The sequence below is a fragment of the Streptomyces smyrnaeus genome (assembly GCF_017676345.1).
Classification (GTDB): Bacteria; Actinomycetota; Actinomycetes; order Streptomycetales; family Streptomycetaceae; genus Streptomyces; species Streptomyces smyrnaeus.
This window is the reverse complement of record NZ_JAFFZM010000039.1, coordinates 13,233-36,637: the sequence shown is the minus strand read 5'-3', so window position 1 is coordinate 36,637 and position 23,405 is coordinate 13,233. Positions and strand designations below refer to the sequence as shown.

General features: G+C 73.5%; 20 protein-coding genes. 5 read left to right on the top strand and 15 right to left on the bottom strand.

What is annotated here, in order from left to right; all coding sequences use genetic code 11:
- Positions 1–52: 52 nt before the first annotated feature.
- Together JW613_RS34465 and JW613_RS34460 are read right to left on the bottom strand one after the other, a co-directional pair.
- Positions 53–1,039: a serine/threonine dehydratase gene (locus JW613_RS34465; RefSeq protein ID WP_209215076.1), complete on the bottom strand. Its 987-nt coding sequence runs from the start codon at positions 1,037–1,039 to the stop codon at positions 53–55.
- A 63-nt stretch (positions 1,040–1,102) separates the two neighbouring features.
- On the bottom strand, positions 1,103–3,340 hold the full coding sequence (locus JW613_RS34460; protein ID WP_209215074.1) for a HelD family protein: 2,238 nt from the start codon (positions 3,338–3,340) through the stop codon (positions 1,103–1,105).
- Between the two features lie 798 nt (positions 3,341–4,138).
- Here JW613_RS34460 and JW613_RS34455 point away from each other — a divergent pair.
- Positions 4,139–5,452: an AMP-binding protein gene (locus JW613_RS34455; RefSeq protein ID WP_307866150.1), complete on the top strand. Its 1,314-nt coding sequence runs from the start codon at positions 4,139–4,141 to the stop codon at positions 5,450–5,452.
- 108 nt (positions 5,453–5,560) lie between these two features.
- On the opposite strand, the gene JW613_RS34450 is transcribed toward JW613_RS34455, so the two are convergent.
- The 3 genes from JW613_RS34450 to JW613_RS34440 form a co-directional block, all read right to left on the bottom strand.
- Entirely contained in the window at positions 5,561–7,216 is a 1,656-nt protein-coding gene (locus JW613_RS34450; protein ID WP_209215072.1) for a DNA repair helicase XPB, read from the bottom strand.
- A gap of 105 nt (positions 7,217–7,321) precedes the next feature.
- Positions 7,322–7,837 carry a DUF3592 domain-containing protein gene (locus tag JW613_RS34445; RefSeq protein WP_209215070.1) on the bottom strand — a complete coding sequence of 172 codons (516 nt, stop codon included), beginning with the start codon at positions 7,835–7,837 and terminating at the stop codon, positions 7,322–7,324.
- The gene (locus JW613_RS34440; protein WP_209215068.1) at positions 7,834–10,515 is read right to left on the bottom strand and encodes a helicase-associated domain-containing protein; all 2,682 of its coding nucleotides are present in this window, start codon (positions 10,513–10,515) and stop codon (positions 7,834–7,836) included. Before JW613_RS34440 ends, JW613_RS34445 begins: the two co-directional genes overlap by 4 nt.
- A 155-nt stretch (positions 10,516–10,670) precedes the next feature.
- Here JW613_RS34440 and JW613_RS34435 point away from each other — a divergent pair, with 155 nt between their 5' ends.
- Positions 10,671–11,795 (top strand): hypothetical protein, encoded by a 1,125-nt coding sequence (locus tag JW613_RS34435; protein ID WP_209215066.1) that lies wholly within the window; start codon positions 10,671–10,673, stop codon positions 11,793–11,795.
- A 28-nt stretch (positions 11,796–11,823) separates the two neighbouring features.
- Here the strand turns inward: JW613_RS34435 and JW613_RS34430 are convergent, their stop codons facing one another.
- Positions 11,824–12,387 carry a hypothetical protein gene (locus JW613_RS34430; protein ID WP_209215064.1) on the bottom strand — a complete coding sequence of 188 codons (564 nt, stop codon included), beginning with the start codon at positions 12,385–12,387 and terminating at the stop codon, positions 11,824–11,826.
- Positions 12,388–12,621: 234 nt separating this feature from the next.
- On the opposite strand from JW613_RS34430, the gene JW613_RS34425 reads away from it, so the two are divergent.
- A complete protein-coding gene (locus JW613_RS34425; RefSeq protein ID WP_099882205.1) occupies positions 12,622–13,206 on the top strand; it encodes a hypothetical protein in 585 nt (194 codons plus the stop codon).
- 55 nt (positions 13,207–13,261) lie between these two features.
- Here the strand turns inward: JW613_RS34425 and JW613_RS34420 are convergent, their stop codons facing one another.
- The 4 genes from JW613_RS34420 to JW613_RS34405 form a co-directional block, all read right to left on the bottom strand.
- Positions 13,262–14,224, bottom strand: a complete 963-nt coding sequence (locus tag JW613_RS34420; RefSeq protein ID WP_209215062.1) for an ABC transporter substrate-binding protein — start codon at positions 14,222–14,224, stop codon at positions 13,262–13,264.
- A gap of 12 nt (positions 14,225–14,236) precedes the next feature.
- Entirely contained in the window at positions 14,237–15,157 is a 921-nt protein-coding gene (locus JW613_RS34415; RefSeq protein ID WP_209215060.1) for an ABC transporter ATP-binding protein, read from the bottom strand.
- Positions 15,154–16,359 carry a FecCD family ABC transporter permease gene (locus JW613_RS34410; RefSeq protein WP_209215058.1) on the bottom strand — a complete coding sequence of 402 codons (1,206 nt, stop codon included), beginning with the start codon at positions 16,357–16,359 and terminating at the stop codon, positions 15,154–15,156. The genes JW613_RS34415 and JW613_RS34410 overlap by 4 nt, the downstream gene beginning before the upstream one ends.
- A 61-nt stretch (positions 16,360–16,420) precedes the next feature.
- Positions 16,421–17,530 carry a FecCD family ABC transporter permease gene (locus tag JW613_RS34405; RefSeq protein ID WP_209215056.1) on the bottom strand — a complete coding sequence of 370 codons (1,110 nt, stop codon included), beginning with the start codon at positions 17,528–17,530 and terminating at the stop codon, positions 16,421–16,423.
- 132 nt (positions 17,531–17,662) lie between these two features.
- On the opposite strand from JW613_RS34405, the gene JW613_RS34400 reads away from it, so the two are divergent.
- Positions 17,663–18,385, top strand: a complete 723-nt coding sequence (locus JW613_RS34400) for an HAD family hydrolase (protein ID WP_280635266.1) — start codon at positions 17,663–17,665, stop codon at positions 18,383–18,385.
- Positions 18,386–18,562: 177 nt separating this feature from the next.
- Here the strand turns inward: JW613_RS34400 and JW613_RS34395 are convergent, their stop codons facing one another.
- Entirely contained in the window at positions 18,563–18,805 is a 243-nt protein-coding gene (locus JW613_RS34395) for a hypothetical protein (protein WP_372448044.1), read from the bottom strand.
- A 290-nt stretch (positions 18,806–19,095) separates the two neighbouring features.
- Here JW613_RS34395 and JW613_RS36515 point away from each other — a divergent pair, with 290 nt between their 5' ends.
- Positions 19,096–19,479 (top strand): cold-shock protein, encoded by a 384-nt coding sequence (locus JW613_RS36515; protein WP_099882193.1) that lies wholly within the window; start codon positions 19,096–19,098, stop codon positions 19,477–19,479.
- A 118-nt stretch (positions 19,480–19,597) separates the two neighbouring features.
- On the opposite strand, the gene JW613_RS34385 is transcribed toward JW613_RS36515, so the two are convergent.
- From JW613_RS34385 to JW613_RS34370, 4 genes are all read right to left on the bottom strand, one after another.
- Complete coding sequence (locus JW613_RS34385; RefSeq protein WP_209215050.1) at positions 19,598–20,464, bottom strand: 1,4-dihydroxy-6-naphtoate synthase; 867 nt, start codon at positions 20,462–20,464, stop codon at positions 19,598–19,600.
- Positions 20,446–21,159 carry a futalosine hydrolase gene (locus tag JW613_RS34380; RefSeq protein ID WP_209215048.1) on the bottom strand — a complete coding sequence of 238 codons (714 nt, stop codon included), beginning with the start codon at positions 21,157–21,159 and terminating at the stop codon, positions 20,446–20,448. The genes JW613_RS34385 and JW613_RS34380 overlap by 19 nt, the downstream gene beginning before the upstream one ends.
- A gap of 70 nt (positions 21,160–21,229) precedes the next feature.
- On the bottom strand, positions 21,230–21,751 hold the full coding sequence (locus JW613_RS34375; protein WP_245226862.1) for a DUF2771 domain-containing protein: 522 nt from the start codon (positions 21,749–21,751) through the stop codon (positions 21,230–21,232).
- Between the two features lie 60 nt (positions 21,752–21,811).
- Positions 21,812–23,326 (bottom strand): MFS transporter, encoded by a 1,515-nt coding sequence (locus JW613_RS34370; RefSeq protein WP_209215046.1) that lies wholly within the window; start codon positions 23,324–23,326, stop codon positions 21,812–21,814.
- Positions 23,327–23,405: the final 79 nt, after the last annotated feature.

Below are 23,405 nucleotides of genomic sequence, written 5' to 3'. Positions count from 1 at the left end.
GTGGCGCTTCCGGCGGAGGCCGCCCGGGCGGTGGGCACCATGGGGGCGGCCGTCAGGATCCGAGTTCGGCCGGGTCCGCGTTGGCGCCGCACAACACCACGACCACCCGCTCACCGGCGGAGGGCACATAGGGGGCACTCTCCCGGCGAGCCGCGCTGTCGCCGGTGCCCGGTGCCGGCTCGACGGCGGCGACCGCGGTGGCCGCCGCGTTCTCCACGGCGAGCCGGTAGCGCTCCCACAGCTCCCGCCGCGCCGAGACCACGGCCTCGTCCTTCACCAGCACCGACCGCACGTTCCGGTTGCCCGCCGCCGCCAGGGCCATCGGGGAGGCCCGCCGGGCGCCCAACGCGTCGGCGGCCACGGAGTCGACCGGTACGTCGACCACGCGCCCGGCCTCCAGCGCCGCGTTCAGCGCGCGGCAGCGCTCCGGCTCGACGGCCACCACCCGGATCCCGTGGTGCTGTGCGGCTGCGGCGACTCCCGCGAACAGTCCGCCGCCCCCCACCGACACCACCACGGTGTCGACCAGCGGCACCTGTGACCGGATCTCCTCCACCAACGTCCCGGCCCCGGCCGCGATGAGCGGGTGGTCGTACGCGTGCGAGGCCAACGCCCCGGTGTCGGCGGCGAACGCCTCGCACGCCGTAGCGGCCTCCGCGTACTCCGTACCGACCAGTCGCACCTCGGCCCCGTACGAGTGCAGCCGGTCGACCTTCGTCTGTGGTGCGGTCTCCGGCAGGAAGACGGTGGCGGGCACGCCCAGATCGCGTGCGGCCCACGCGCAGGCGAGCCCCGCGTTGCCGCCGGAGGCGATGGTGACACCCGCGTCGGGGAGTTCTCCGCGCTCCCGGTGCGCGAGGAGGAAATTGAGCGCGCCCCGCACCTTGAAGCTCCCGGTGTGCTGCATGAACTCCAGTGCGAAGAACAGCTCGTACTCCGGAGTGGCACCGACGTCCGCGCGCGCAACCGCGACAGGACGAACGCCGTCGGCAACCCGATCGGCGGCGGTCTTGACATCTCCGTAAGAAAGATGGTGCACGGCGCGACTCCTGGACGTGCTCGGACGTGCTCGGATGTGAAGGGACAAACATCTACGTTACGGCTACGTTACGGCCTCGCACCGACCGCCCCGTTGCTCCGTCAACCCGTCCGCCGACAGCGCCCCCGGAAGGGGCTCGGCGTGCACGACGACGAGTCCGGAGACCGCCCGGGTCAGTGAGACGTACAGCCGTCGCAGCCCCGTCCGCTCGTCCGGCTCTCCGGCCACGATCGCGGCGGGCTCGTCCAGCACCACGTGGTCGTACTCCAGACCCTTCGCCAGCGTGGCCGGTACGAGCGTCAGCCGCGCGTCGGCGCTGGTCTCCTCGCCGGGCGACAGACAGTCGAGCCCCGCGGCCTCCAGCGCCGCCCGCAGCGCGCCGATCCGCGAGTCGGCGGCGATCAGCCCCACCGATCCCTCCCGCTCCAGGGCCTCCCGGCATGCGTCGACCACCATCCGATCGAGCGCTTCACCGGTCGGGCCGGGCGCTTCGGCGGCCGGCGAGACCGCTGCGGCGGGGGCCGGAACCCGCCGTACGGCGAAGTCCCCCGGCGACTCCCGTACGGAGGTCGCCGGCCGCAGTCCCGGTGCGATGGCGGGCAACAGCCGCGACGCGTAGGCGATCACCTCCCGCGGTACCCGGAACCCCTCCGTCAGCTCCTCCACCACGGCGCCCGGTTTCCCCAGGTGCTCCAGGGCGGCGTCCCAGCTCTCGGTGGCCCACGGTGTGGTGCCCTGCGCCAGGTCGCCCAGCACCGTCGCGGAGCCCGTCGAACAGCGCCGCCCCACCGCCCGGTACTGCATGGCGGACAGGTCCTGCGCCTCGTCCAGCACCACGTGCCCGAGGGAGCCGGTGCGCTCCACCAGGTCGGCGGCCTCGTCCACCAGCACCGCGTCGGCGGCCGACCATTTGGCGCTCTTGACCCCGCGCGGCGCCTTCTCCCACAGGATCGTCCGCTGTTCCTGGGGGCTGAGCACCCCCTCGGCCTGCTCGGCCAGGAACTCCGCGTCGGACAGCAGCCGCAGCACCAGCTTCGCCGGGTCGACGGCAGGCCACACCTGGCGCACCACTGCCTTCACCGCGGCGCTGCGGGCCACGGCCTCCTGCACCCGGTCGTCGGGCGCCTCTCCGGCCTGTTCCATCCGCACCAGCACGGCATGGGCGATCCGCTGCGGCAGCGCCGCACGTGCGGCTCCGTACCGCATGTCGCGCGCCAGCAACTCCCGCACCAGCTCTTCGATCTCGTACGCGGGGACGCGCCAGCGCCGGGAGCCGCGCACCACCACACACGGCTCGTCCGGCAGCGGGCGCACCCCCGAGCGCACCGCGCGGCGCAGCACCTGCGCCATCCGGGCGTCGCCCTTGATCCGGGCGGCCTCCGCCGCATCCACCGCCCGTACGGGTACGTCGGGCCGTGCCACCAGCCCCTCGACGGTCGTCTGCCGCACCGCCACCTCGCCCAGCGCGGGCAGCACTTGCTCGATGTAGCGCAGGAAGGAGTCGTTGGGGCCGATGACCAGGGCGCCCGTCCGGGTCAGCCGCTCCCGGTGCGCGTACAGCAGGTAGGCCACCCGGTGCAGGCCGACCGCTGTCTTGCCCGTCCCGGGCGCGCCCTGCACACACACGGTGCCGTCGATCCCGGCGCGGACGATCTCGTCCTGCTCGGGCTGGATGGTCGCCACGATGTCCCGCATGGGGCCGACGCGCGGTCGCTCGATCTCGGCCTGGAGCAGTGCGCTGGTGCGGGGCCGGTTCGGCGGTGCCCCCGCACCGCCGTCGGCGGAGTCGGTTCCGTCTGCGGTCAGCCGCTCGTCCTCGTAGGCGGTCAGTTCGCCGCCCGTGTATCCGAAGCGGCGCCGCAGCGTCACTCCCTGCGGGTCCTTGGGGGAGGCCTGGTAGAACGGTTGCGAGACCGGGGCGCGCCAGTCGATGACCATGGGGTCGCCGTCCGCGTCGTGGACGTGCCGCCGGCCGATGTAGAACGAGTGCCCGTCCCCGCCTCCGTCCCCCTTCCCGCCGTCGCCGTCCTCGTCGCCGAGTGTTTCGTAGTCGAGGCGGCCGAAGAACAGCGGTGCGTGTGCGAGATCGGCGAGCGAGGCGATACGGGCCTCGATACCGGAGGCGAGCACCTCGGCGTTGACCCAGTTCGCGGTCACGTCGCGGATGTCGAGGGCTTCGGCGTCGGCCCGCATGGCCCGCAGCGCGGCGCGCGAGGCAGCCAGATGGGACCGCTCGCGCGCGAGGGGGTCGTCGCTGGGGGAGGGCTGATCGGTCGGTTCGGGTGCGGAGCGGGTGGTCACCAGGCTTCCTCCGGAAGGGCGCTACGGGCACCTGCACGCCGTACGGCCCGCGCACGGCATCCAGGCATGCGGCATCCGGAGCGGGCGGACATGCGGACGCCGGTGCGCAGCACGCGGGCGCGGGTGTACAGCTCGACAGGTCTACGCAGATCTACGTACAGGTCTACGAACGGCCCGGCCGGTTTCCGTGCGGCGGGCGCCTCGCGCCGGGGATGGGCGGCGAGGGGGCAAGTCGGGGATTGTAGCCCCCTCCCGTGGGGCGGGCGAGCGGTTTTCCCGGGCCGCACGGCCTGGCGGCAGGGGCTTGGAGGAGGGTCGCCGGGCGCCTTCCAGGACCGGCCCCGCTTCCCGGGCCGGGTCCGGCCCCGGTCCTCCGGCAACCGGTTCCGAACGGTGCGCGTTCGATGTACGGGCGGTGACTCGATTAAGGTCGACGCCCGGCGGCAATCAACGGCGATCCGGGACGGTCCGTCCTCCCGGGACGAGGAGGCGGCACGGGTGACTGGCAGCGGCGCCGCGCCCCCCGGGCCCGCGCACGCCGCGAACCCGCGTCCCGCACGCCCCCGCGCCGCCGTCCCGCCGACGGCATACGCGCCCGTGTCGCACCGCCACGTCCCGCTGACACCGCGCGCCTCCGGGGCAAGAATCAACAGGGACGACCAGGTCGACAATCCGGCTACCCACCCGGCCGGTCCCGCCCACAGGCACCCGCCGTCAGGCTTCCCGCCGACCGGCATTCCGCCGACAGGCGTCGGGACGGCCGCCGACCAGAGTGTGAAGAGGCCCGAGGAGGCCGGTGTGCGAAGCACAATGCAGGACATCCCGCTGACCGTGACCCGGCTCCTGGTGCACGGGGCGTTCACGCACGGGACCTCCCAGGTGACCACCTGGGCGGGAACGGCGGGCGGGGCGGAACCCGACCGCCGCACGTTCTTCGACACGGGCGCCCGTGCCGTCCAGCTCGCCGGCGCGCTCCACGACGACTTCGGGGTGGCGGCCGGGGACACCGTCGCCACGCTCATGGCCAACACCGCCGACCACCTGGAGGCGTATCTGGCCGTCCCCTCCATGGGCGCCGTCCTGCACACGCTCGACCCGTGGCTCCCGGCCGACCAGCTCGTCGCGGCGGCGGTGCGCGGCGGGGCGCAGGTGCTGATCACCGACCCGACCGGGCTCGCGCCCCTCGCCTCCGTACTGCCCCGCCTCGGCCATCTGCGGCATGTGATCGTCGCGGGCGGCAGCGAGTCCGCCGCCGTCGTCAGCGGCGGCACCGCCTACGGCGCCGAGGTGCACGACTACGAGGAACTGATCACCGACCGCCGCAAGAGCTACGACTGGCCCGAGATCGACGAGCGCGACGCGGCGGTGCTCTGCCACGCCGCCTCCGCCGACGGCACGGCCCCGCGCGGCGTCGCCTACAGCCACCGGGCGCTCTATCTGCACGCACTCCAGGCGCAGACCCCGCAGGCCTACGGCATCGGCGAGGAAGACCTGGTGCTGCCCGTCGTCCCGATGTCCCGGATGCTCGCCTGGGGGCTGCCGTACGCCGCGTTCGCCGGCGGTGCCTCGCTGCTGCTGCCCGGCACCTACGACCAGCCGGCGCCGCTCGCCGAGATGGCCGAACGGGAGCGCCCCACCCTCGCCGTCGCCGACCCGGCCGTGTGGGACGGCGTGCTGGAGGAGCTGGCGGCCCATCCCAGAGACCTCTCCTCGCTGCGGGAGGCCGTCGTGGTGGGCGGTCCCGGTGAGGAGCCCGGCGGCCCGCTGCTGGCGCAGGAGCTGGGCTGGCGGCACGGCATCAGCACGGCGGCGGCCTGGGGAGCGCCGGAGACGCTCTCCCCGGCGTGTGTGGCCCGTCCGGAGTCCGGCCACTACCGTTTCCCCGCCTCGGTCGAGTACGGCGTCACGGGCCCCGATCTGAGGCCGCTGCCCTGGGACGGCCAGTCCCAGGGCGAGCTGCTGCTGCGCGGCCCGTGGATCACGGCCTCGTACGTCGAGGATGAAGCGCCGCTGCACGAGGGCTGGCTGCGGACGGGTGAGACGGCGACGATCACCCCGGACGGCCGCGTCGCCATGAAGCCACCGAAGACGTGGTCGCAGGAGGGCCGCTGAGGGGGTGCCCCTTACCGCCGATTGCGGTCCGCGGGTCCTCCCCCAGCCTCCGGCCGGGAGGTGCCCCCAGGTTGCTCGCGCGGTTCCCCGCGCCCCTGACGGGGCGCACTACACCTCGTCGGGCTCCCCCAGCAGATCGACCGAGTCCACGATCCGGTACGCGTACCCCTGCTCGGCGAGGAACCGCTGACGGTGGGCCGCGAAGTCCTGGTCGATCGTGTCGCGGGCGACGACGGAGTAGAACCGGGCCTCATGGCCGTCGGCCTTGGGCCGCAGCACCCGGCCCAGCCGCTGGGCCTCCTCCTGCCGGGAACCGAAGGTTCCCGACACCTGTATCGCCACCGTCGCCTCGGGCAGGTCGATGGAGAAGTTGGCCACCTTGGAGACGACCAGACAGCTCAGCTCGCCCGCGCGGAAGGCGTCGAAGAGCTTCTCGCGCTGCGCGTTGCTGGTGTCGCCCTTGATCACCGGGGCGCCGATGTGCTCGCCCAGCTCGTCGAGCTGGTCGATGTACTGGCCGATGACCAGCGTCTGCTCACCCGCGTGCCGGCGCACCAGCGCCTCGGTCACGCGCCGTTTGCTGTCGGTGGTGGCACAGAAGCGGTACTTCTCCTCCGGTTCGGCCGTCGCATAGGCCAGCCGCTCGGAGTCGGTGAGGCTGACGCGGACCTCGACGCAGTCCGCCGGCGCGATGTAGCCCTGGTTCTCGATCTCCTTCCAGGGCGCGTCGAACCGCTTGGGGCCGATGAGCGAGAACACGTCGGACTCCCGCCCGTCCTCGCGCACCAGCGTCGCCGTCAGCCCGAGCCGGCGGCGGGCCTGGAGGTCGGCGGTGAACTTGAAGACCGGTGCGGGCAGCAGATGCACCTCGTCGTAGACGATCAGGCCCCAGTCGCGGGAGTCGAACAGCTCCAGATGCGGGTAGACGCCCTTCCGCTTCGTGGTGATCACCTGGTAGGTGGCGATGGTGACGGGGCGGATCTCCTTCTTCGTCCCGCTGTACTCGCCGATCTCCTCCTCGGTCAGCGAGGTGCGGCGCACCAGCTCGTGCTTCCACTGGCGGGCCGAGACGGTGTTGGTGACCAGGATCAGCGTGGTCGCCTGCGCCTTGGCCATCGAACCGGCGCCCACCAGCGTCTTACCGGCGCCGCACGGCAGGACGACGACACCGGAGCCGCCGTGCCAGAAGCCCTCGACGGCCTGCTGCTGGTAAGGCCGCAGCGCCCATCCGTCCTCCTCCAGCGCGATGCGGTGCGCCTCGCCGTCCACGTACCCGGCCAGGTCCTCGGCCGGCCAGCCCAGCTTCAGCAGCGCCTGCTTGATCTGGCCGCGCTCGGAGGGGTGCACGACCACGGTGTCCGGGTCGATCCGCTCGCCCACCAGCGGCTGGATCTTCTTCGACCGCAGGACCTCCTCCAGCACCGGCCGGTCGCTGCTCTCCAGCACCAGCCCGTGTGTGGGGTGCTTGCTGAGCGCGAGCCGTCCGTAACGCGCCATCGTCTCGGCGATGTCCACGAGCAGCGCGTGCGGCACCGGATACCGCGCGTACTCCACCAGCGCGTCCACCACCTGCTCCGCGTCGTGCCCGGCGGCCCGCGCGTTCCACAGCCCCAGCGGTGTCACCCGGTAGGTGTGCATGTGCTCCGGAGCCCGCTCCAGCTCCGCGAACGGCGCGATGGCCCTCCGGCACGCCTCTGCGAGCTCATGATCGACTTCGAGCAGCAGCGTCTTGTCGCTCTGCACGATCAGGGGGCCACCGTTCACGCGTCACCCTTTCGACGTTCGGGTTCAGGGGACCGAACGTCCAGTGTGCCGCACCGGAGGGCCCGGCGGGCGAGCCGTTCGACGTGGTGAACGCCGTGCTCGCTGTCAGGAGGGGGCGGACGGCCGCGTGGTTTCCGCCTTCCGGTAGCGGCGCAGCAGGACGATGCCCGTGCAGGCCCCGGCGAGACCAGCGGCCAAGGCGGCGGCCGGGTAGCCGTAGCGGCTGAGGAAGCTGGTCTCGAAGCGGATGTCGGCGGCCGGGCGGGCGGGGTCGTAGCGGACGGGGGCACGGTCGCCGACGTCGGGCAGCTTGTCCTCGCTGCGCCGCTCGGTGAACTCGACAGTGCGGCCCGCTCGGGTGGTGAAGCGGTAGTCGACCGGGTAGCAGGTGTACTTCTCGCTGCTGCTCTTGCCCGCGTTGCGCACGCAGGTCTTCTTCTCACCTATCCCGGCCACGGTCGCCTCGGCCCGCTCGGCGCGGCCGGCGAACAGTGCCGCTTCCACGAGCAGGACGGCGCCGAAGACGGCGAATGCCGCCGCGCCGGCCGTGAAACCCCACAGCCCTTTCGGTGTCCCCGGCCTGGCCCGCCGCCCACGGGACCCTGCTGCTGCCCCGGTCACGCCTCCGTCACCTCGGCCGCGCCCGTGATCCGGTGCAGCGGGTAGGTGCGGACCTCGTCGGCGGTGTGGTCGTAGCCGGTGACGAAACCGCCCTCGACCTTGACCGGGGCGATCACCCGCTGGGAGGCGGCGCCGTCGGCGTTGACGTACCCGATCCACACCGCGGTGCCGGAGAGGGTGGCGGACTGCATCGTGGCGAGGGTCTCGGCCATCACGGTGCGCGGGAGTCCTCCCTCCGGCGGCGGAGCCGACGGCGCCTTGCGCCTGTCGGCCCAGGGCGCCTGCCGGTCGGGCCCGGCCGAGAGCGGGAGAGTGGCGGCGTGGTCGCCGGCGCGGATGGCGCGGACGGCGGCGGTCAGCAGCGCGCTGTCCGGCGCGGGCGGGCCCTCGGGCACCGGTTCCGGTGCCGTACGCGGCGGGGTGCGGTGCGCGGCGGCGCGTGCCAGCAGCACATCGCCCTCGGCGGACTCGGCCGCCGGCGCGTACCCCATCTCCCGCAGCCGGGCCAGCAACTGGTCCGGCGGGGCGGGGGAGGCCAGGACCGTGGGGGCCAGCTTGCGCAGCCGCAGCGGCGCCGAGCGGCGGTCGGCGAGGATCTCGGCGAGCAGGGCGTCGTCGTCGCAGCGTACGTACGAGGAGGCGGCACCCACCCGCAGCTGTCCGTGCCTGCGTGCCACATCGTCGATCAGATACGTCAGCGGCTGCGGCACCGGTGTGCTGGAGTGCGCGTCGAGGAAGGCGTGCAGGTCGGCTGCGGTGCGGCCGGTGTCCAGGGCGCGGCGTACGGACTCGGGCGTGAAGCGGTAGACGGTCGCGCCGCCCTTGGACTCCACGTCGGCCAGTACCCCCAGGAAGGCGGCCAGGTCGCGCTCCAGCGGCCCGGGGGCGACGGCGGTGAGGTCCGCCTGGAGCAGCACCTCGGAGAGGGGTTCGGGAAGGTGCGGGGCGAGGGCCTGGGCGACGGCGGCGCGGGTGGTGTCGGTCTCCTGGGAGGCGCGGGGGCCGTGGGGCTCTTCGGCCTCCGCGTCCACGAGGGGGCGCACATAGGATGCGAGGGCGCCCCTGCCCGTGACTCCCAGCGTCTCCGCCTCGTCCAGCGCCCAGTTCAGCAGCCGGGTCCGCAACTCCTGGCCCCCGTCGGCCGCGCCCTGCTCGGTGGCGCGTGCCGCCGCCCGGTTGCCGAGCAACGGGCGCTCCCAGCGCAGCCGTTCGCGCAGCGTGTCGCGGTCGGGCGCGGAGCCGGGCGCCAGCTCGGCGAGCAGCCGCAGTGCGCGCTGCCGCACCTCGGGGGCCGGGCTCCGGTCGAGACCGGGCCCCAGCGGGGCCGGCCCGCGCCCCCGTGCGTCCTTGCCCCACTCCCGGCCCCGCTCCAGGGCGGGATGCCCTTCGCCCACCAGTCCGGCCGTGCGGGTCGCCCGGTACCAGGCCACGACGAGCGTCGCCCACCGTTCGGCGGGGGTGGCGCGCAGCCACTCGTCGTACGCGGGGGTCGGCGCGTACGCCTCGTCGACCTCGCCGTCGGAGGCCACCAGGCCCGCCGCGTAGGCGAGTTCGATCCAGAAGGCGGCGGCGGGCTCGGGCAGGTCGAGGGCGGCGGCGGTCCGCTTGAGGTCGCGTACGCCCAGTCCGCCCGCCCGCAGCACCGGCGGAGGCTCCGCCTCCCAGCGCCCCAGCAGTTCCTCCACGGTCGCCACCGCCGTCATCGCCTGCCCGGCCGCCGTCGCGTCCACCGTGGGGGCCTGGTACGTGCGCGCCACGGCGACGGGCGGTGCGGTCGGCTCCAGCACGCGGTGCGCCCGGCCGCCGCGCAGCTGCAAAGCCACCTCCCGGGGCAGTACGACACTGCCGGGCGCGCTCTGCCCGCCGCCCGGCTCGGCGCCGGTGGGCACCAGCAGGGCACGGTCCAGCAGCCAGGCGACCGGTGGCGAGGGCGCCTCCAGGTCGACGGCGCCGTAGGGCGGCCCCCACTCCAGCTTCCGCAGCACGGCCTCGGCACCCTCCGGCGCCTCGGCGAGCAGTGCCGCCATCCTCTCGGAGTCGTTGAACAGCGCGGTCAGCGCGGACAGCGCGCTGACCGGGTCATGGGTGCCGGGCAGGCCGACGCGGGCCAGCATCTCCTGCAGCCGGGAGGGCGAGGGTTTGGCGGGCCCGGCCGCCGCCACCACCTCCACCAGGGCGGGGCCCAGCCCGGTGGGAGAGGGCGAGGTGAGCAGTTCCCGCGCCGTACGCAAGAGCCGCGGGTGCTGCGCCGGGCCCCAGACGAGGGCTCGTGCGCGCAGCTCGGCGAGCGCCTGCGGCAGCCGCTCGGCGGCCTCCTCGCCGGGGAGCAGTTCCGCGAGGGCCTCCCGGACGGCCGTGGTGCCCTGCCGGGGACGTCCGCCCCCGGACGGGGGCGGGGCGGCGGGTGTCACCGCCAGTGCCTCCGCCGTCTGCAGTGTGAACTGGTCGAGCTGTTCCAGGGCCCGTACCACCGAGGCGCGGGTACCGGCGCGGGTGGCGAGCTGGGTGAGGTCGCCCGGCACGGGGGAGAGGAGATCGGGGCGGGCGCGCAGCAGCGCGGCCAGCGCGCTGTCGTCCCGGGCGCGGAGGTCCTCCGCGAGCGTGCGGGGCCCGGACGCCGGCGCGTCCGGCGGTGCGTCCGGCTGAGAGGGAGAGCCCCCGTTCTGCTCACTGCTCATCCTCCCAACGGTAGCGGTCCCCGGCCGCGCCACCTGCTCCCATGAGGGCCGCGCTCCTTCGGGAGCCGTCTGTCGGCCGTTACTCCCTCTCGGGCGGGTCGGCGCGGTACGGTCTTCGCGGAGGGCATGAAGGGCTAGCGGGCTGCGGGGACTTGGTGGGGATCGAGAGCGATCAGCTTGTCTTCGACTATCTGAGCCGGGTCGGGGACCTGGCGCACAGTACGCGGATGAGCGCGGCCGAACGGGCCCGGCTCGTCGGTGGCCTGCGCGGCGAGATCGACCGGGCACGGGCAGCGGAGGGCGGTGCGGTCACCAAGGCGGCCGTGCGCAAGATCCTGGACCGGCTCGGCCGGCCCGAGGACGTGGTGGCCTCCGCCAACGGTGGGCACAGTCCGCGTTCCGCCGCGCCGGTGCCCTCCGACCAGGCCCCGGCGGCGGACAGCACCGCCGCTGAGCGGGACACCCGAGGCTCGCGACGCTCCGAGGCGGAGCCTTCGGTTCCGACCCTGCCCGCCCAGCGCACCGGGAACGGGACGCCGACCGCCGCCTTCGGCGCCTCCTCGCCGCATCTGGCGAGTCTCGACGAGTTGGGGGACGCGGATTCCGACCCGGACTGGTGGCGCGTGGATCCCGGCCCGTTCGGCACCGGCCCCGGCGGCAGCAACGCCGTGGCGGCCGGGGAGCCGCTGCCGGGCTTCGTCGGCGGCATCGAGCTGCCGGAAGTCCTCAAGCCGCCGCCCGCCGACGACCGTCCCGAGGCCCCCGCCGCACCTGGCACAGCCCCCGCCGCCCCCGCCGCGCCGCAGCCACCCGGGCAGGCCCCTTCGGCTCCGTCTGCTCCGGCGGCCCCCGCGGCCGGGGGGACCACGCCCGGTCTCGGCGCGGCGCTGCTGCTGGGGCGCAAGCTGCGCGGCAACGGCGGGGGAGGCAGCGGGCGGGGCGGCGTGGTCGAGTGGGCCGCGGTGCTGCTGCTGGTGGCGGGCGCCGTCATCGGCTCGCTCATCCCGCTGGCGCTGGGCTGGCTGGCGGCCTGGTGGTCGCCGAAGCTGAGCCGGAACGAGGGCAAGTGGGCGGCTGCGGGGATGCCGGGCGTGGTGGTCGCCGGTACGGCGGTCTGGCTCTGGGGCCGGGCGGACGGCCGGTGGGGCGCCCCGCTCGCCGAGGGCAGCGAGGCCCTGCGCGAGGCGATGAGCGACGCTTTCCCGGTCGTCCTGCGGCTGGCCGCCGTCGCCAGCGCCCTCTATCTCGTCTGGCGCGCCAGACGGTCGGCCGAGGGCTGAGCCCTCGCCGAGGAGGGCCGAGCCCCCCTCAGCGGCGCTTGCCGACGATGCTGGCCATCCCGAAGGTGCCGCCACCACCGATGGCGAGACCGAGAAGCGCGATGCCGCCCTTGAGCCCCTTCCACCAGAACTCGGCGGGAGCCCCCGGGTCGTCCTCGATCATCGCTTCGAAGACGTCGCTGCCGCCGGCGTCGAGCAGGACGAACACGAAGCCGTTGGTGACGCCGAAGAAGACGGCGGCCATCACGAACAGGCTGGGGACGACGTACGCGCCGGGGTTGGGCCCGCCCACCTTGCCCGCCATGGCGCCCACGGCCACGGCGAGTACGAGCGCGAACACCACGTACATGATGCGCAGTCCGACCTTCGACAGGTCCTCGTAGCTGGCGACGAGCAGTCCGGCGAACACCGACGCGGCGACGCCCGAGATGAGCCACGCGAACAGGAACGCCTTCACCGCGCTGCCCTGGCGCTGCGGCGGAAGGCCGGGCCCGTACGGATAGCCGGGCTGCATGGGCTGCATCGGCTGCATGGGCGGTGCGGGCTGCATCGGCTGCATGGGCTGCTGCTGTGGCGGCCAAGGCTGGCTCATCGTTCCCCCGTATGTGAAGCATCTGCCGAGATCTGAGCGCCCAAAATACCCAAGGGGCGCAGGTGTGGAAGAGGTCGCGGGTGCCTGGACCGCGGACGTTCCGTATCGGTTACTCTGCCGGTTCAGTGCTTCGAATCTGTCATGACCCGGCAACTGTGGTGACATCGGCACGGCATTCCAGTACAAGCTTTACAAGCTTTCCAGTAGAAGCGCTCACGCACAACGGGGGATCACATGCGTATACGTCGCGCCATCGGGGCCGCGGGTCTCGTCCTTGCCACCACGGCCGGCCTCTCGGGCTGCGCCGACGATCCGAAGGACAAGGCGTTCGGCGGCCTGGGGGACGTCGGTGACCTGCCCTCGGCGCCCTCGGTCCCGTCACCGGGGTCCACCGACGTGCCCGGGCTCAGCTCCGGCGGCAGCTCCAACGGCGGTACCAGCTCGGGCGGTCTGTCCAGCGGCGGCAGCAGCGGTGTGCCGACCCCCTCCTCGCCGCCCACGTACAACCCGAGCGCGATCGGCGAGGTCGACGGCGAGCGCTGCCGCTACAGCCGCTCGCTGGGCCGGATCAGCTACGACGTGGAGATCCAGAACTCCTCCAACGACCAGGCGTTCCGCTACAACTTCACCGTCTCGTTCAAGATCGGTTCCTCGCCCAGCTCCTCGATCGCGACCCGGACCATCGGCAGCCGCTTCAAGACGGTGACGGTCAGCCCCGGCGGCTCCCGTTCGGTCACGGTGGACGTCTCGCACTCCACCAACCAGCGGTTGGTCTACTCCTGCCAGGTCACCACCGCCAGCAAGTCCCCGGCGTCGTGAGCCGTCCCCAGGGGGCCGTTGCGGGACCGGGCCCCCTGGGGACGGCGGGGCGGCCCTACTTGGTGAGGTCCGCCTCCAGCTCGTCGAGGATCTTGTCGGCCGCCGTGTAGCCGATGCCCTGGATCCACAGCTCGTCCTTCACATGGAAGGCGCGGTCCGCCTTGACGGCGCGCATGTTCTTCCACAGCGGGCTCTTGACGGACTTGGCCTCGCCCGACTTCTTCGGGTCGCCGTAGGAGGTGTAGAAGACGACGTCGGCGTCGCCCTTGTCGACCTGCTCGGGGCTGACGTCCATGGCGAGGCCGCCGTAGTCCTTGGCCTGCGCCGCGACCGGCGGGCGGGAGAGGCCGACGTCCTTGAGGATGGTGGCGATGTACGCCTTCTCGCCGTAGATGCGGGTGTCGGCGCCCTCCTGGAAGCGGATGACGCCGGCCTCGATACCGGCGGCCTTCTTCCGGCCGCCGAGCGCCTTGGTGACCTTCTTGGTGTGGGCCGCGTAGTCGGCCAGCACCTTCTTCGCCTCGGCCTTCTTGCCGAGCGCCGCCGCGTGCACCTGGAAGTTCTCCTTCCAGGGGTATCCGGTCGTCTTCGTCATCACGGTCGGCGCGATCTTGGACAGCTCGTCGTAACGGCTGGCGTCGCGCTCCTTGTTGGTGAGGATCAGGTCCGGCTTGAGGGAGACGATCTTCTCCATGTTGGGCTGGGCGATGACGCCGACGTTCTTGACGCCCTTCACCTTGTCCTCGGGCAGATAGTCGAGGAAGGGTTTGCCGGGCTGCGCCGTCGTGGCGCCGACCGGCTTGACGCCCAGTGTGATCGCGGAGTCCAGCTCGGCGGTGTCCAGGACGACGACGCGCTCGGGGTCGTCGGGCACCTTCACCGGCCCGTTGGCGGTCTGCACGGTGTGTGTACCGCCCTTGGCGTCCTTGTCCGCATCCGAGTCGGAACCGCAGCCGGTGAGCGTGAGAGCGGAAGCGACGGCGAGTGCCGTGCCCACCGCGGTCGAGGTGACCTTCACGAGAGGGTCCTCCTACTTTCTTGTCGAGGGTTCGAACGTGCCTTGCGCGGGGCTCGTGGGGTCGGCTCGCTGCTGTGCGGGGGTCTGCGGCTGCGAGGAGGTCTGCGGCGGCGACTGCGGCTGCCACGGGGCGCCGGGGACGACGAGCGGGTCGCCGGTGACGGGGCAGGGCACGACGACGGCCTCCAGCCCGAACACCTCCCTGACGAGCGCCGCGTCGACGATCTGATCGGGCCGGCCCCGGGCGACGACGCGGCCGTCCTTCATGGCGACGAGGTGGTCCGCGTACCGCGCCGCCTGGTTGAGGTCGTGCAGCACCATCACGACAGTGCGGCCACGTGTGCCCTCGGCCGTGGGCGCGGCCAACTGCCGCACCAGGTCCAGCACCTCCACCTGGTGCGCGATGTCCAGGTATGTCGTCGGCTCGTCCAGCAGCAGCAGATCCGTCTGCTGCGCGAGCGCCATCGCGAGCCACACCCGCTGGCGCTGGCCGCCCGACAGCTCGTCCACCGGACGCTCCGACAGGGCCGTGACGTCCGTGCGTTCCATCGCCTCGGTGACGGCTCGCTCGTCCTCCTGCGACCACTGCTGCCACCAGCGCTGGTGCGGCTGCCGTCCGCGTGCGACGAGGTCCGAGACGGTGATCGCCTCGGGCGCCACCGGGGACTGCGGCAGCAGCCCGAGGGACTGCGCGATGGTGCGCGTCGGGATGTGCGCCAGATCCTCGCCGTCCAGCAGCACCGCTCCGGCGCGTGGGCGCAGCAGTCGGCCGAGTGCGCGCAGCGTCGTCGACTTGCCGCACGCGTTCGGCCCGACGACGACGGTGACTTCGCCGTCGGGTACCTCCAGGTCCAGTTCGGCGACGACGGTGCGGTCCTCGTAGGCGAGCGTCAGCCCGCGCGCCGCCAGCCGGCCAGTGGCGGAAGTGCTCATTGCGCGGCCCCCTTCGGCCTGTGAGTGGTCGGCTCTTGCGTGCTGTTCTTCTTCGTCCGGTTCGTCCGGACACCGAGGCGGGTACGGCTGCCGCGGGTACGGCCGCCGCTGGTACGGACGAGCAGCCAGATCAGATACGGCGCACCCACGGCCGCCGTCAGCACCCCGACCGGCAGCTCCGTCGGCGCGAACAACTTGCGGGCCAGCAGGTCCCCGAGGGTGACCACGAAGGCGCCCAGCAGCGCGGAGGACAGCAGCGGAATCTGCGCCGTACGGGTCAGCCGGCGGGCGATCTGCGGCGCCAGCAGCGCCACGAAGTCGATGGGCCCGGCCGCGCCCGTCGCCACGGAGGCCAGGACGACGCCGGTGACCACGAGCACCAGCCGGTTGCGGGCCAGCCGTACGCCCAGCCCCGTCGCCGTGTCGTCGTCCAGTGTCACGGTGCGCATGGCGCGCGCCGACCACACCACGCACGGCAGCATGAGCAGCAGCGCCACGCACAGCGGCGTGGCCTGGTCCCAGCCGCGTCCGTTGAGCGAGCCGGTCATCCACACCTTCGCCTGCTGCGCCACCAGGTAGTCGCCCTTGGTGAGGAACAGCTGGGTGAGCGAGCGCAGCGCCACCGAGATGCCGATGCCGATGAGGATGAAGCGGGTGGGCCCGGCTCCCGGCCGGGAGCCGGGCGAGCCCGGGCCGCGCCAGGCGAACACATAGACGAGTGCGGCGGCGGCCAGGCCACCGGCGGTGGAGAGGTAGGGAAGCGTCGCGTAGGAGGTGATGCCGAACGTCATCGCGCCGACGGTCAGCGCGGAGGCCCCGTGCGTGACGCCGATGATCTCCGGACTGGCGAGCGGGTTGCGGGCCACGGTCTGGATGAGCGCGCCCGCGACGCCGAAGGCCGCCCCCGCCAGCAGCCCTACGGCCAGGCGCGGCATGCGCAGGGTGCCGACGACCAGTTCGTCGGGGGACGGCCGGCCGAACAGCACCTTGACGACCTCGGTCACCGGGACGGTGGTCTCCCCGAGGGTGAGGTTGGCGACGACGGCGGCGAAGAGCGCGACGGCGAGGGCGCCCGCGACGACGCCGGCCCGCCGGTGCACCAGCCACGAGGTGCCGCGGGCCCGTACGAGGCCGTATCCGGCCGGGCGGGCGGGCGGCACCGGACTGCCGGGCGGGTCGGTGCGGGGGGAAAGGGCGGTCATATCCACACCCCTGTGGACGGCGCGGCAGTCGTCGTACGGGCTGTGCGGCACGTGGCGGCGCTCATGCGGCGACCGCCCTGCGGCGCACCAGGATCACCAGGAACGGCGCCCCGACCAGCGCGGTCATCACACCCGCCGGGACCTCGCCGGGCCGCATCACCAGCCGTCCCGCCACGTCGGACACCAGCAGGACGACGGGGCCCAGCAGGGCCGCCATGGGCAGCAGCCAGCGGTGACCCGCCCCCACCAGGGCGCGTGCCATGTGGGGAACGGCGAGCCCGACGAAGGCGATCGGTCCGGCCGCCGCGACCCCGGCGCCCGTCAGCACGGTGGCACCGAGCCCGCCGACGATCCGTACGGTGGCGACCCGCTGGCCGAGTCCGCGCGCCATGTCCTCGCCCAGTGCGAGCGCGTCCAGTCCGCGCGCGACCGAGAGCACCAGCAGCGCGCCCACCACCAGGAACGGCCACACCTGCCCGGCGATGGTCGCGTCCCGGTCCGAGAGCGAACCGACCTGCCAGAACCGGAACTCGTCCAGCGCGGCGGCACGGGTGGTCAGGACGCCGGAGACGAGGGCGACGAGCAGGGCGTTGACGGCCGCGCCGGACAGCGCCAGCTTCACGGGAGTCGCTCCGCCGCGTCCCTTGGCGGCGACCGCGTAGACGGCGAGCGCCGCGATCCCGGCGCCCACGAAGCCGAACCACACATAGCCGCTCAGCGTGTGCACTCCGGCGAAGGCGATGGCCCCCACGACGCCGGCCGCGGCGCCCTGGCTGATGCCCAGGATGCCGGGCTCGGCGATGGGGTTGCGGGTGAGGCCCTGCAGGACGGTGCCCGCGAGGCCGAGCGCGGCGCCGACCATGACGCCGACCACGGTGCGGGGCACCCGGAGGGTGCGGACGACTTCGGCGGCGTTGCTGTGGCCACCGTGCAGCAGCGCGTCCCACACCGCGGAGGGCGGGATGGGGCGACTGCCCAGGGCGAGACTCAGCAGCGCCGCCAGCGCCAGTGCGGCAGCGCCCGCCAGCAGCCAGCCGAGTCTCCCCCAGAGCGCGACGGTCCGGCGGGAGCGCCCCGGCGCGGAAGGGCTGCCGCTGCCGGCCGCGGCCTCGGCCGGTGCTGCGGCCGAGGCCCCGGCGGGCGTGGAGCGGGGTGCGGGGGCGGCAGGCATCGGTCCCTTCCTCACGGATCGGTGTGGTCGGCCGACACCGGCGACCGGACCAGGTGGGCCAGGTCAGGTAGGCAAGTTAGGCAGACCTAAGTATTGAGGCAGACCACAGTGTAAGGCGTAGGGCAAGGCACAATGATCGGCATGGTTTCGCACGCTCCGTCCCCCGCCTCGGCATCGGCGTCCGGGGGTACTCCCCCAGCCTCCGGCCGGAGGCACCCGCACCCGGACGGAGTCGGGGGAAGCCCGCCCGGCCCCACGGTCGGGTTCGACCTCGACATGACGCTGATCGACTCCCGCCCCGGTATCCACGCCACCTGGCGGCGGCTGGCGGCGGAGACCGGTGTGGCCATCGACGCGGACCTGATCGTGACCCGGCTCGGCCCGCCGCTCGTCCAGGAGATGGCGTACTGGTTCCCCGAGGAGGAGATCCCCGCGATGGCCGAGCGCTACCGCGCCCTCTACCCGGACCACGCCATCGAACCGACGACCGCGCTGCCGGGCGCCCGGGAGGCGCTGGAGGCGGTACGCGCGGCGGGAGGGCGCACGCTGGTGGTCACCGCCAAGCACGGACCGAGCGCCAAGCTGCACCTGGACCACCTCGGGCTCGCCCCCGACGTGCTGGTCGGCGAGCTGTGGGCGGAGGGCAAGGCGGAGGCGCTGACCGCGCACGGCGCCGCCGTCTACGTGGGTGACCACGTGGGCGATGTGCGGGGTGCGCGGATGGCCGGCGCCCGCTCCGTGGCGGTCGCCACCGGCCCCTGCGACGAGAGCGAGCTGGCCGAGGCGGGCGCCGATGTGGTGCTGCCGGATCTGACGGCCTTCCCGGGCTGGTTCGCCGGGCTCACCCGCGGCTAGCGCTTGCCCGGCGTGGGGGCTGCGCTTGCCGGCCCTGCGCCTCTGGCGCAGACCTCCCAAGAGCGCGGGGAGGGACGCGCCGCGTCAGGGGCGCGGGGAACTGCGCGACAAGCCACAACGCGCCCGCAGTCTGCGGGATCGGCCAAGGGGCACCCCCTCCCCAGCACGGGGGAAGGCTCACGCTTCCCGTGCGGCTCGCCGCCGCTGGGCGAGTGCCGTCCGCAGGACACCCGCGCCCGCCAGCAGGAACCCGAGGCCCATCAGCATGCAGACGAAGTACGCGGGGGCCGGGAACGGCTCGGTGCCCAGGAACAGCGGCGCGACCGTGACGAGTGTGGCCACCGCGCCGATCAGAAAGACGATCCCGCCGATACGCACGAGAAGATCACCGGCGGACGGAGTTTCAGTGTTCACCCACACAGGGTAGATCCGGGATCGAGTGCTCCGGCAGCGGGCACTCGGGCCGCCCGGAGACCGTCCGGCCGGGAACCACCTGAGGGCACCCGCTCCCGGTGGCACCTTGCCACGGCGCCCCGGGCCATTAACCTTGGTGGTGGCGGGTCATGCGGCCCGCCCGACTGCTATTGCGGGGGATCGGGGGTCGGGGTTCGGGGAGTCTCGGGGCCTGGCCGCCCCGGCGCAGCAGAGTCAGCCAGTTTCCAGCAGCCGTAGCCCGGTGCATCCGGACGAGTACGAGGACGAGGACAGACGTGCCTACCGGCAAGGTCAAGTGGTTCAACAGCGAGAAGGGCTTCGGCTTTCTCTCCCGCGACGACGGCGGTGACGTCTTCGTACACTCGTCGGTGCTCCCGGACGGAGTGGACGCGCTCAAGCCCGGCCAGCGTGTGGAGTTCGGCGTCGTCGCCGGACAGCGTGGTGACCAGGCGCTCTCCGTCACGCTGTTGGACCCGGCCCCGTCCGTGGCGGCGGCGCAGCGCCGCAAGCCGGACGAGCTGGCCTCCATCGTGCAGGACCTGACGACGCTGCTGGACGGCGTCTCCCAGTCCCTGGAGCGGGGCCGCTACCCCGACAAGCAGCACGGCCGCAAGATCGCGGGCATGCTCCGCGCCGTCGCCGACCAACTGGACGTGTAAGAGCGCCCCGCGCCCCGTCAGGGGCGCGGGGAACTGCGCGCTCGGCCAACGGACACGGACACCCGGGCAACGACCCGGGCAACCAACGACGGGACCCCGCCGTGGCCCAGGGCAAGGCTCATGGGAAGGCCAGCGCATCCGGCCCGAGGGGCGGCACCAGCCCCTCGTCAGCAGCACGGGTGAGCAACCCGCGGACGGCCGCATAGCCGTCCGCGCCCAGCTCCTCGGTGAACTCGTTGACGTACAGGCCGATGTGCTGCTCGGCCACGGCCGGGTCCATCTCCTGGGCGTGCTCCAGCACATACGGCTTCGAGGCGGACGGGTCCTTCCACGCCATCCGCACCGAGGTGCTGATGGTGTCGGCCAGCGCGCGCAGCCTCTCCGCTCCCAGCGACCGCTTCGCGATGATCGCGCCCAGCGGGATCGGCAGCCCTGTGGTGGCCTCCCAGTGCTCGCCCATGTCGGCGAGGCTGTGCAGCCCGTACTCCTGGTAGGTGAACCGGGCCTCGTGGATGACGAGCCCCGCGTCCACCGCGCCGTCCCGTACGGCGGGCATGATCTCGTGGAAGGGCAGCACCACGATCTCGCCCACCCCGCCGGGCACCTCGGTCGCGGCCCACAGCCGGAAGAGCAGATACGCGGTCGAACGCTCGCTCGGCACCGCCACCCGCTTGCCGCTCAGCGCCGCCGGCTCGCCCGCCTCCCGGATGAGCACCAGCGGCCCGCAGCCCCGGCCCAGCGCCCCGCCGCACGGCAGCAGCGCGTACTCCTCCAGCACCCACGGCAGCACCGCGTACGACACCTTCAGTACATCCAGCTCCCCGCGTTCGGCCATGCCGTTGGTGACATCGATGTCCGCGAACGTCACCTCGGGCGCCGCCGCGCCGGGCACCCGTCCGTGCGCCCAGGCGTCGAAGACGAACGTGTCGTTGGGGCAGGGCGAGTAGGCGATGGTCAGCGGCGCTGCTATGGCGTTCGTGTCCATGACGGGAGTCCTTCTGTGTGGTGCTGGGGGACCAGCTTGCCGAAGGCGGCCGTGAGGGCCGCCAGCGCCTGAGGGATGCGCCAGGCCGCCCGGTCCCTCGGGCCGACGGTGTTGGAGACGGTACGCAGTTCGAGGACCGGCGGCCCCTCGCCGAGCGCCGCCGCGTGCGCCGCCGCGGCCTGGGCGACGCCGAAGCCCTCCATCGCCTCCACCGCCGCGCCCGGATGGTGCGCCAGCAGCTGCTCGGCACGCTCCCGGGAGCCGGTGGTGGTGGAGACGCTCAGCACCGGCCCGGTGCGGGCGCCGGTGGTCTCGGCCGCTTCCCGTACCAGGTGGGGCGGCGGGGCGTGCTCGGCGGTGCCGAAGCCCAGCTCGGCGACGGAGACGAAGCCGGTCGGTGTCTCGGCGCCCAGATCGGCGGCGACGATGCGGTCCGCGACGACGGTGTCGCCGACCTCGATGCCGTTCGCGGCGAAACCACCGCCGATGCCGGTCGCCACCACCAGGTCGTAGGGGCGCGACCGGTGGGCGGCGGTCAGCAGGGCCGCGGCGGTCGCCGCGGCGGCGGCCGCGGGCCCCACGCCGCCGGCGATCACGTCGAGGTGCGGGGCGCGGTCGCCGGTGGCGGCGAGGACGGCCTCGCGTTCCGCGGGGACCGCCGCGACCACCAGCACCCGTCGGTACGTTGCCAACATGCGGCGCTCCTTCGGGGAGTCGGCCCCTGCCCGCCCGCCCCGGGCCCGGGGCGGGCGGGGAACGACGGGACTACTCGCTCGCGGCGTTCTTCAGATTGACGTGCCAGATGCCGTTGAACTCGCCGTCGGAGACCTGCACGAGGGTCACCTGGGCGCTCTTCTTCGGTGCCGCGGGCTGACCGGAGGCCGACTGCTCCTGGAAGAAGGCCTCACCCGAGAAGGAGAAGTAGGTCTTCTTCAGCGGCTCGGGGGTCGCGCGCTTGCCGTCGACGAGGACGAGCCACCCGTCCTCGGCCGTCTTCGGGTCGACGCCGAGCCGCAGCTCCTCGCTCGTGTCGACGGAGATCGACTTCTCGGCCTTCTTGGCGAGGCACTTGCGCACCTCGTCCTGCGGGATGGCCTTCCCGTCGTTGTAGCAGGCAGCTTCGGTGGAGACCGAGTCCGCACCGACCGTCGCGGTCACCATCGGGCTCGGCTGCTCACACGCCGAGAGGGCGACGAGGCCGAGCGAGACGGCACCGAGGGCGGTGGCGGCGCGCACGCCCCGCCGCGACTGTGACGACATGCGGCCCTGCCGCGCGAGCTTGCTCATGCGGGCAGGCTATCGGGCCCGCACCGCTGTACGACGCGGGGGTGCGGCGTGCCGCGGGCATCAGGCGACGCGGGGGTTGGGCGTGCCGCGGCGGGCCGCGCCCAGCAGTCCGCGGACGGAGGTGAGCACCCCGGCGGCCACCACACAGGCCGCGACCGCCATCCCCAGCCATCCGATCAGCGGCAGGGCCATGGCGAGCGCGCCACCGACCACCCAGGACATCTGCATCAGCGTCTCGGAACGGGCGAAGGCCGAGGTGCGGACCGCCTCGGGCACGTCGCGCTGGATGAGCGCGTCCAGCGACAGCTTGCCGAGCGCCTGCACGATTCCGGCGGTGGCGGCGACGAGGGTGACGGTGACGATGCCGTACAGCGCGGCGGCGGCGATCGTCGCGCCGAGCGCGCAGAACAGCACACAGGTGATGATCACCTCCGGCCCGCGGGCCCGCAGCCAGGCGCCGATGGCGGTGCCCAGCGCGTTGCCGCCGCCCGCCGCGATACCGGCCAACCCCAGCGAGACGGCGGCCCCCAGCCCGTCGAGGGGGTGCTCGCGCAGCAGGAAGGCGAGGAAGAAGGTGAGGAAGCCGGAGAGGGCACGCAGCGCGGAGTTCGCGAACAGCGCGCTGAGTACGGAGACGCCGACGGTACGCAACCCGGGACGGGGGCCCGGCTGCTTTCCGTTCCGCGGGCCTTCCTGCCCGCCCCGCGCCGTGGACTCCGACTCAGGCGGCGCCGAGGAGTCCGAAGGCGCCGGGGATGCCGAAGGAGCCGAAGACGCCTCCGACGCCCTGGGGCCCTCGGACGACGAAGGGGGCGGTACGGGCATCACCGGCGCCAGCGGGGCCAGCCGCGCCGGACGCTCACCCTTGGCGGAGTCGACCTTGTGGTCCAGGGAGAAGGACAGGAACGTCCCGAGGAGGAAGACCGCGACCGCTCCGTACAGCGGCCACTGTTCGCCCAGCAGATGCAGACCCGCCCCGGCGGGGGCGGCGGCACCGGTGGCCAGCAGCCCGGCGAGGGTGACCCGGGAGTTGGCCTTGACCAGGGAGATCCGGGGCGGCAGCAGCCGCGGCACCACGGCGGACCGGACGACTCCGTACGCCTTGGAGGAGACCAGCACGCCCAGTGCCGCCGGGTAGAGCTCCAGGCCGCCTGTCGCCACGGCGCCCGCCATGGTCAGCGCGAGCACCGCGCGGGCCGTCATCGCGGCGGCCATCGCGGCGCGCCGCCCGTGCGGGACGCGGTCCAGCAGCGGACCGATCACCGGCGCGAGGAGCACGAACGGCGCCATCGTCACGGCCAGGTACAGCGCGACGCGGCCACGCGCCTCGCCGGTGGGCACGGAGAAGAACACGGTGGAGGCCAGCGCCACCGTGATGAGCATGTCGCCCGCCGAGTTGACGGCGTGCAGTTCGATCAGTTTGCCGAGCCCGGACTCGCCCGCACCCTCCGCGTGGGTGGCCCGCCGGATGTGGCGCCCCAGCGCGGCAGGCGGGCGGCGCAGCACACCGGCGGCGCGTCCCACGCCGCTGAGTTTGCCGCGCGTCCTGCGGTTGCCGGGCTTGTCGACAGGCACGCCGTCAGTGTGCCCCGAAACATGCCGTTCAGTTCCCCTCTTCCACCTTCCTTCGACCGTCCTGCCGCCGTCCCCGTCC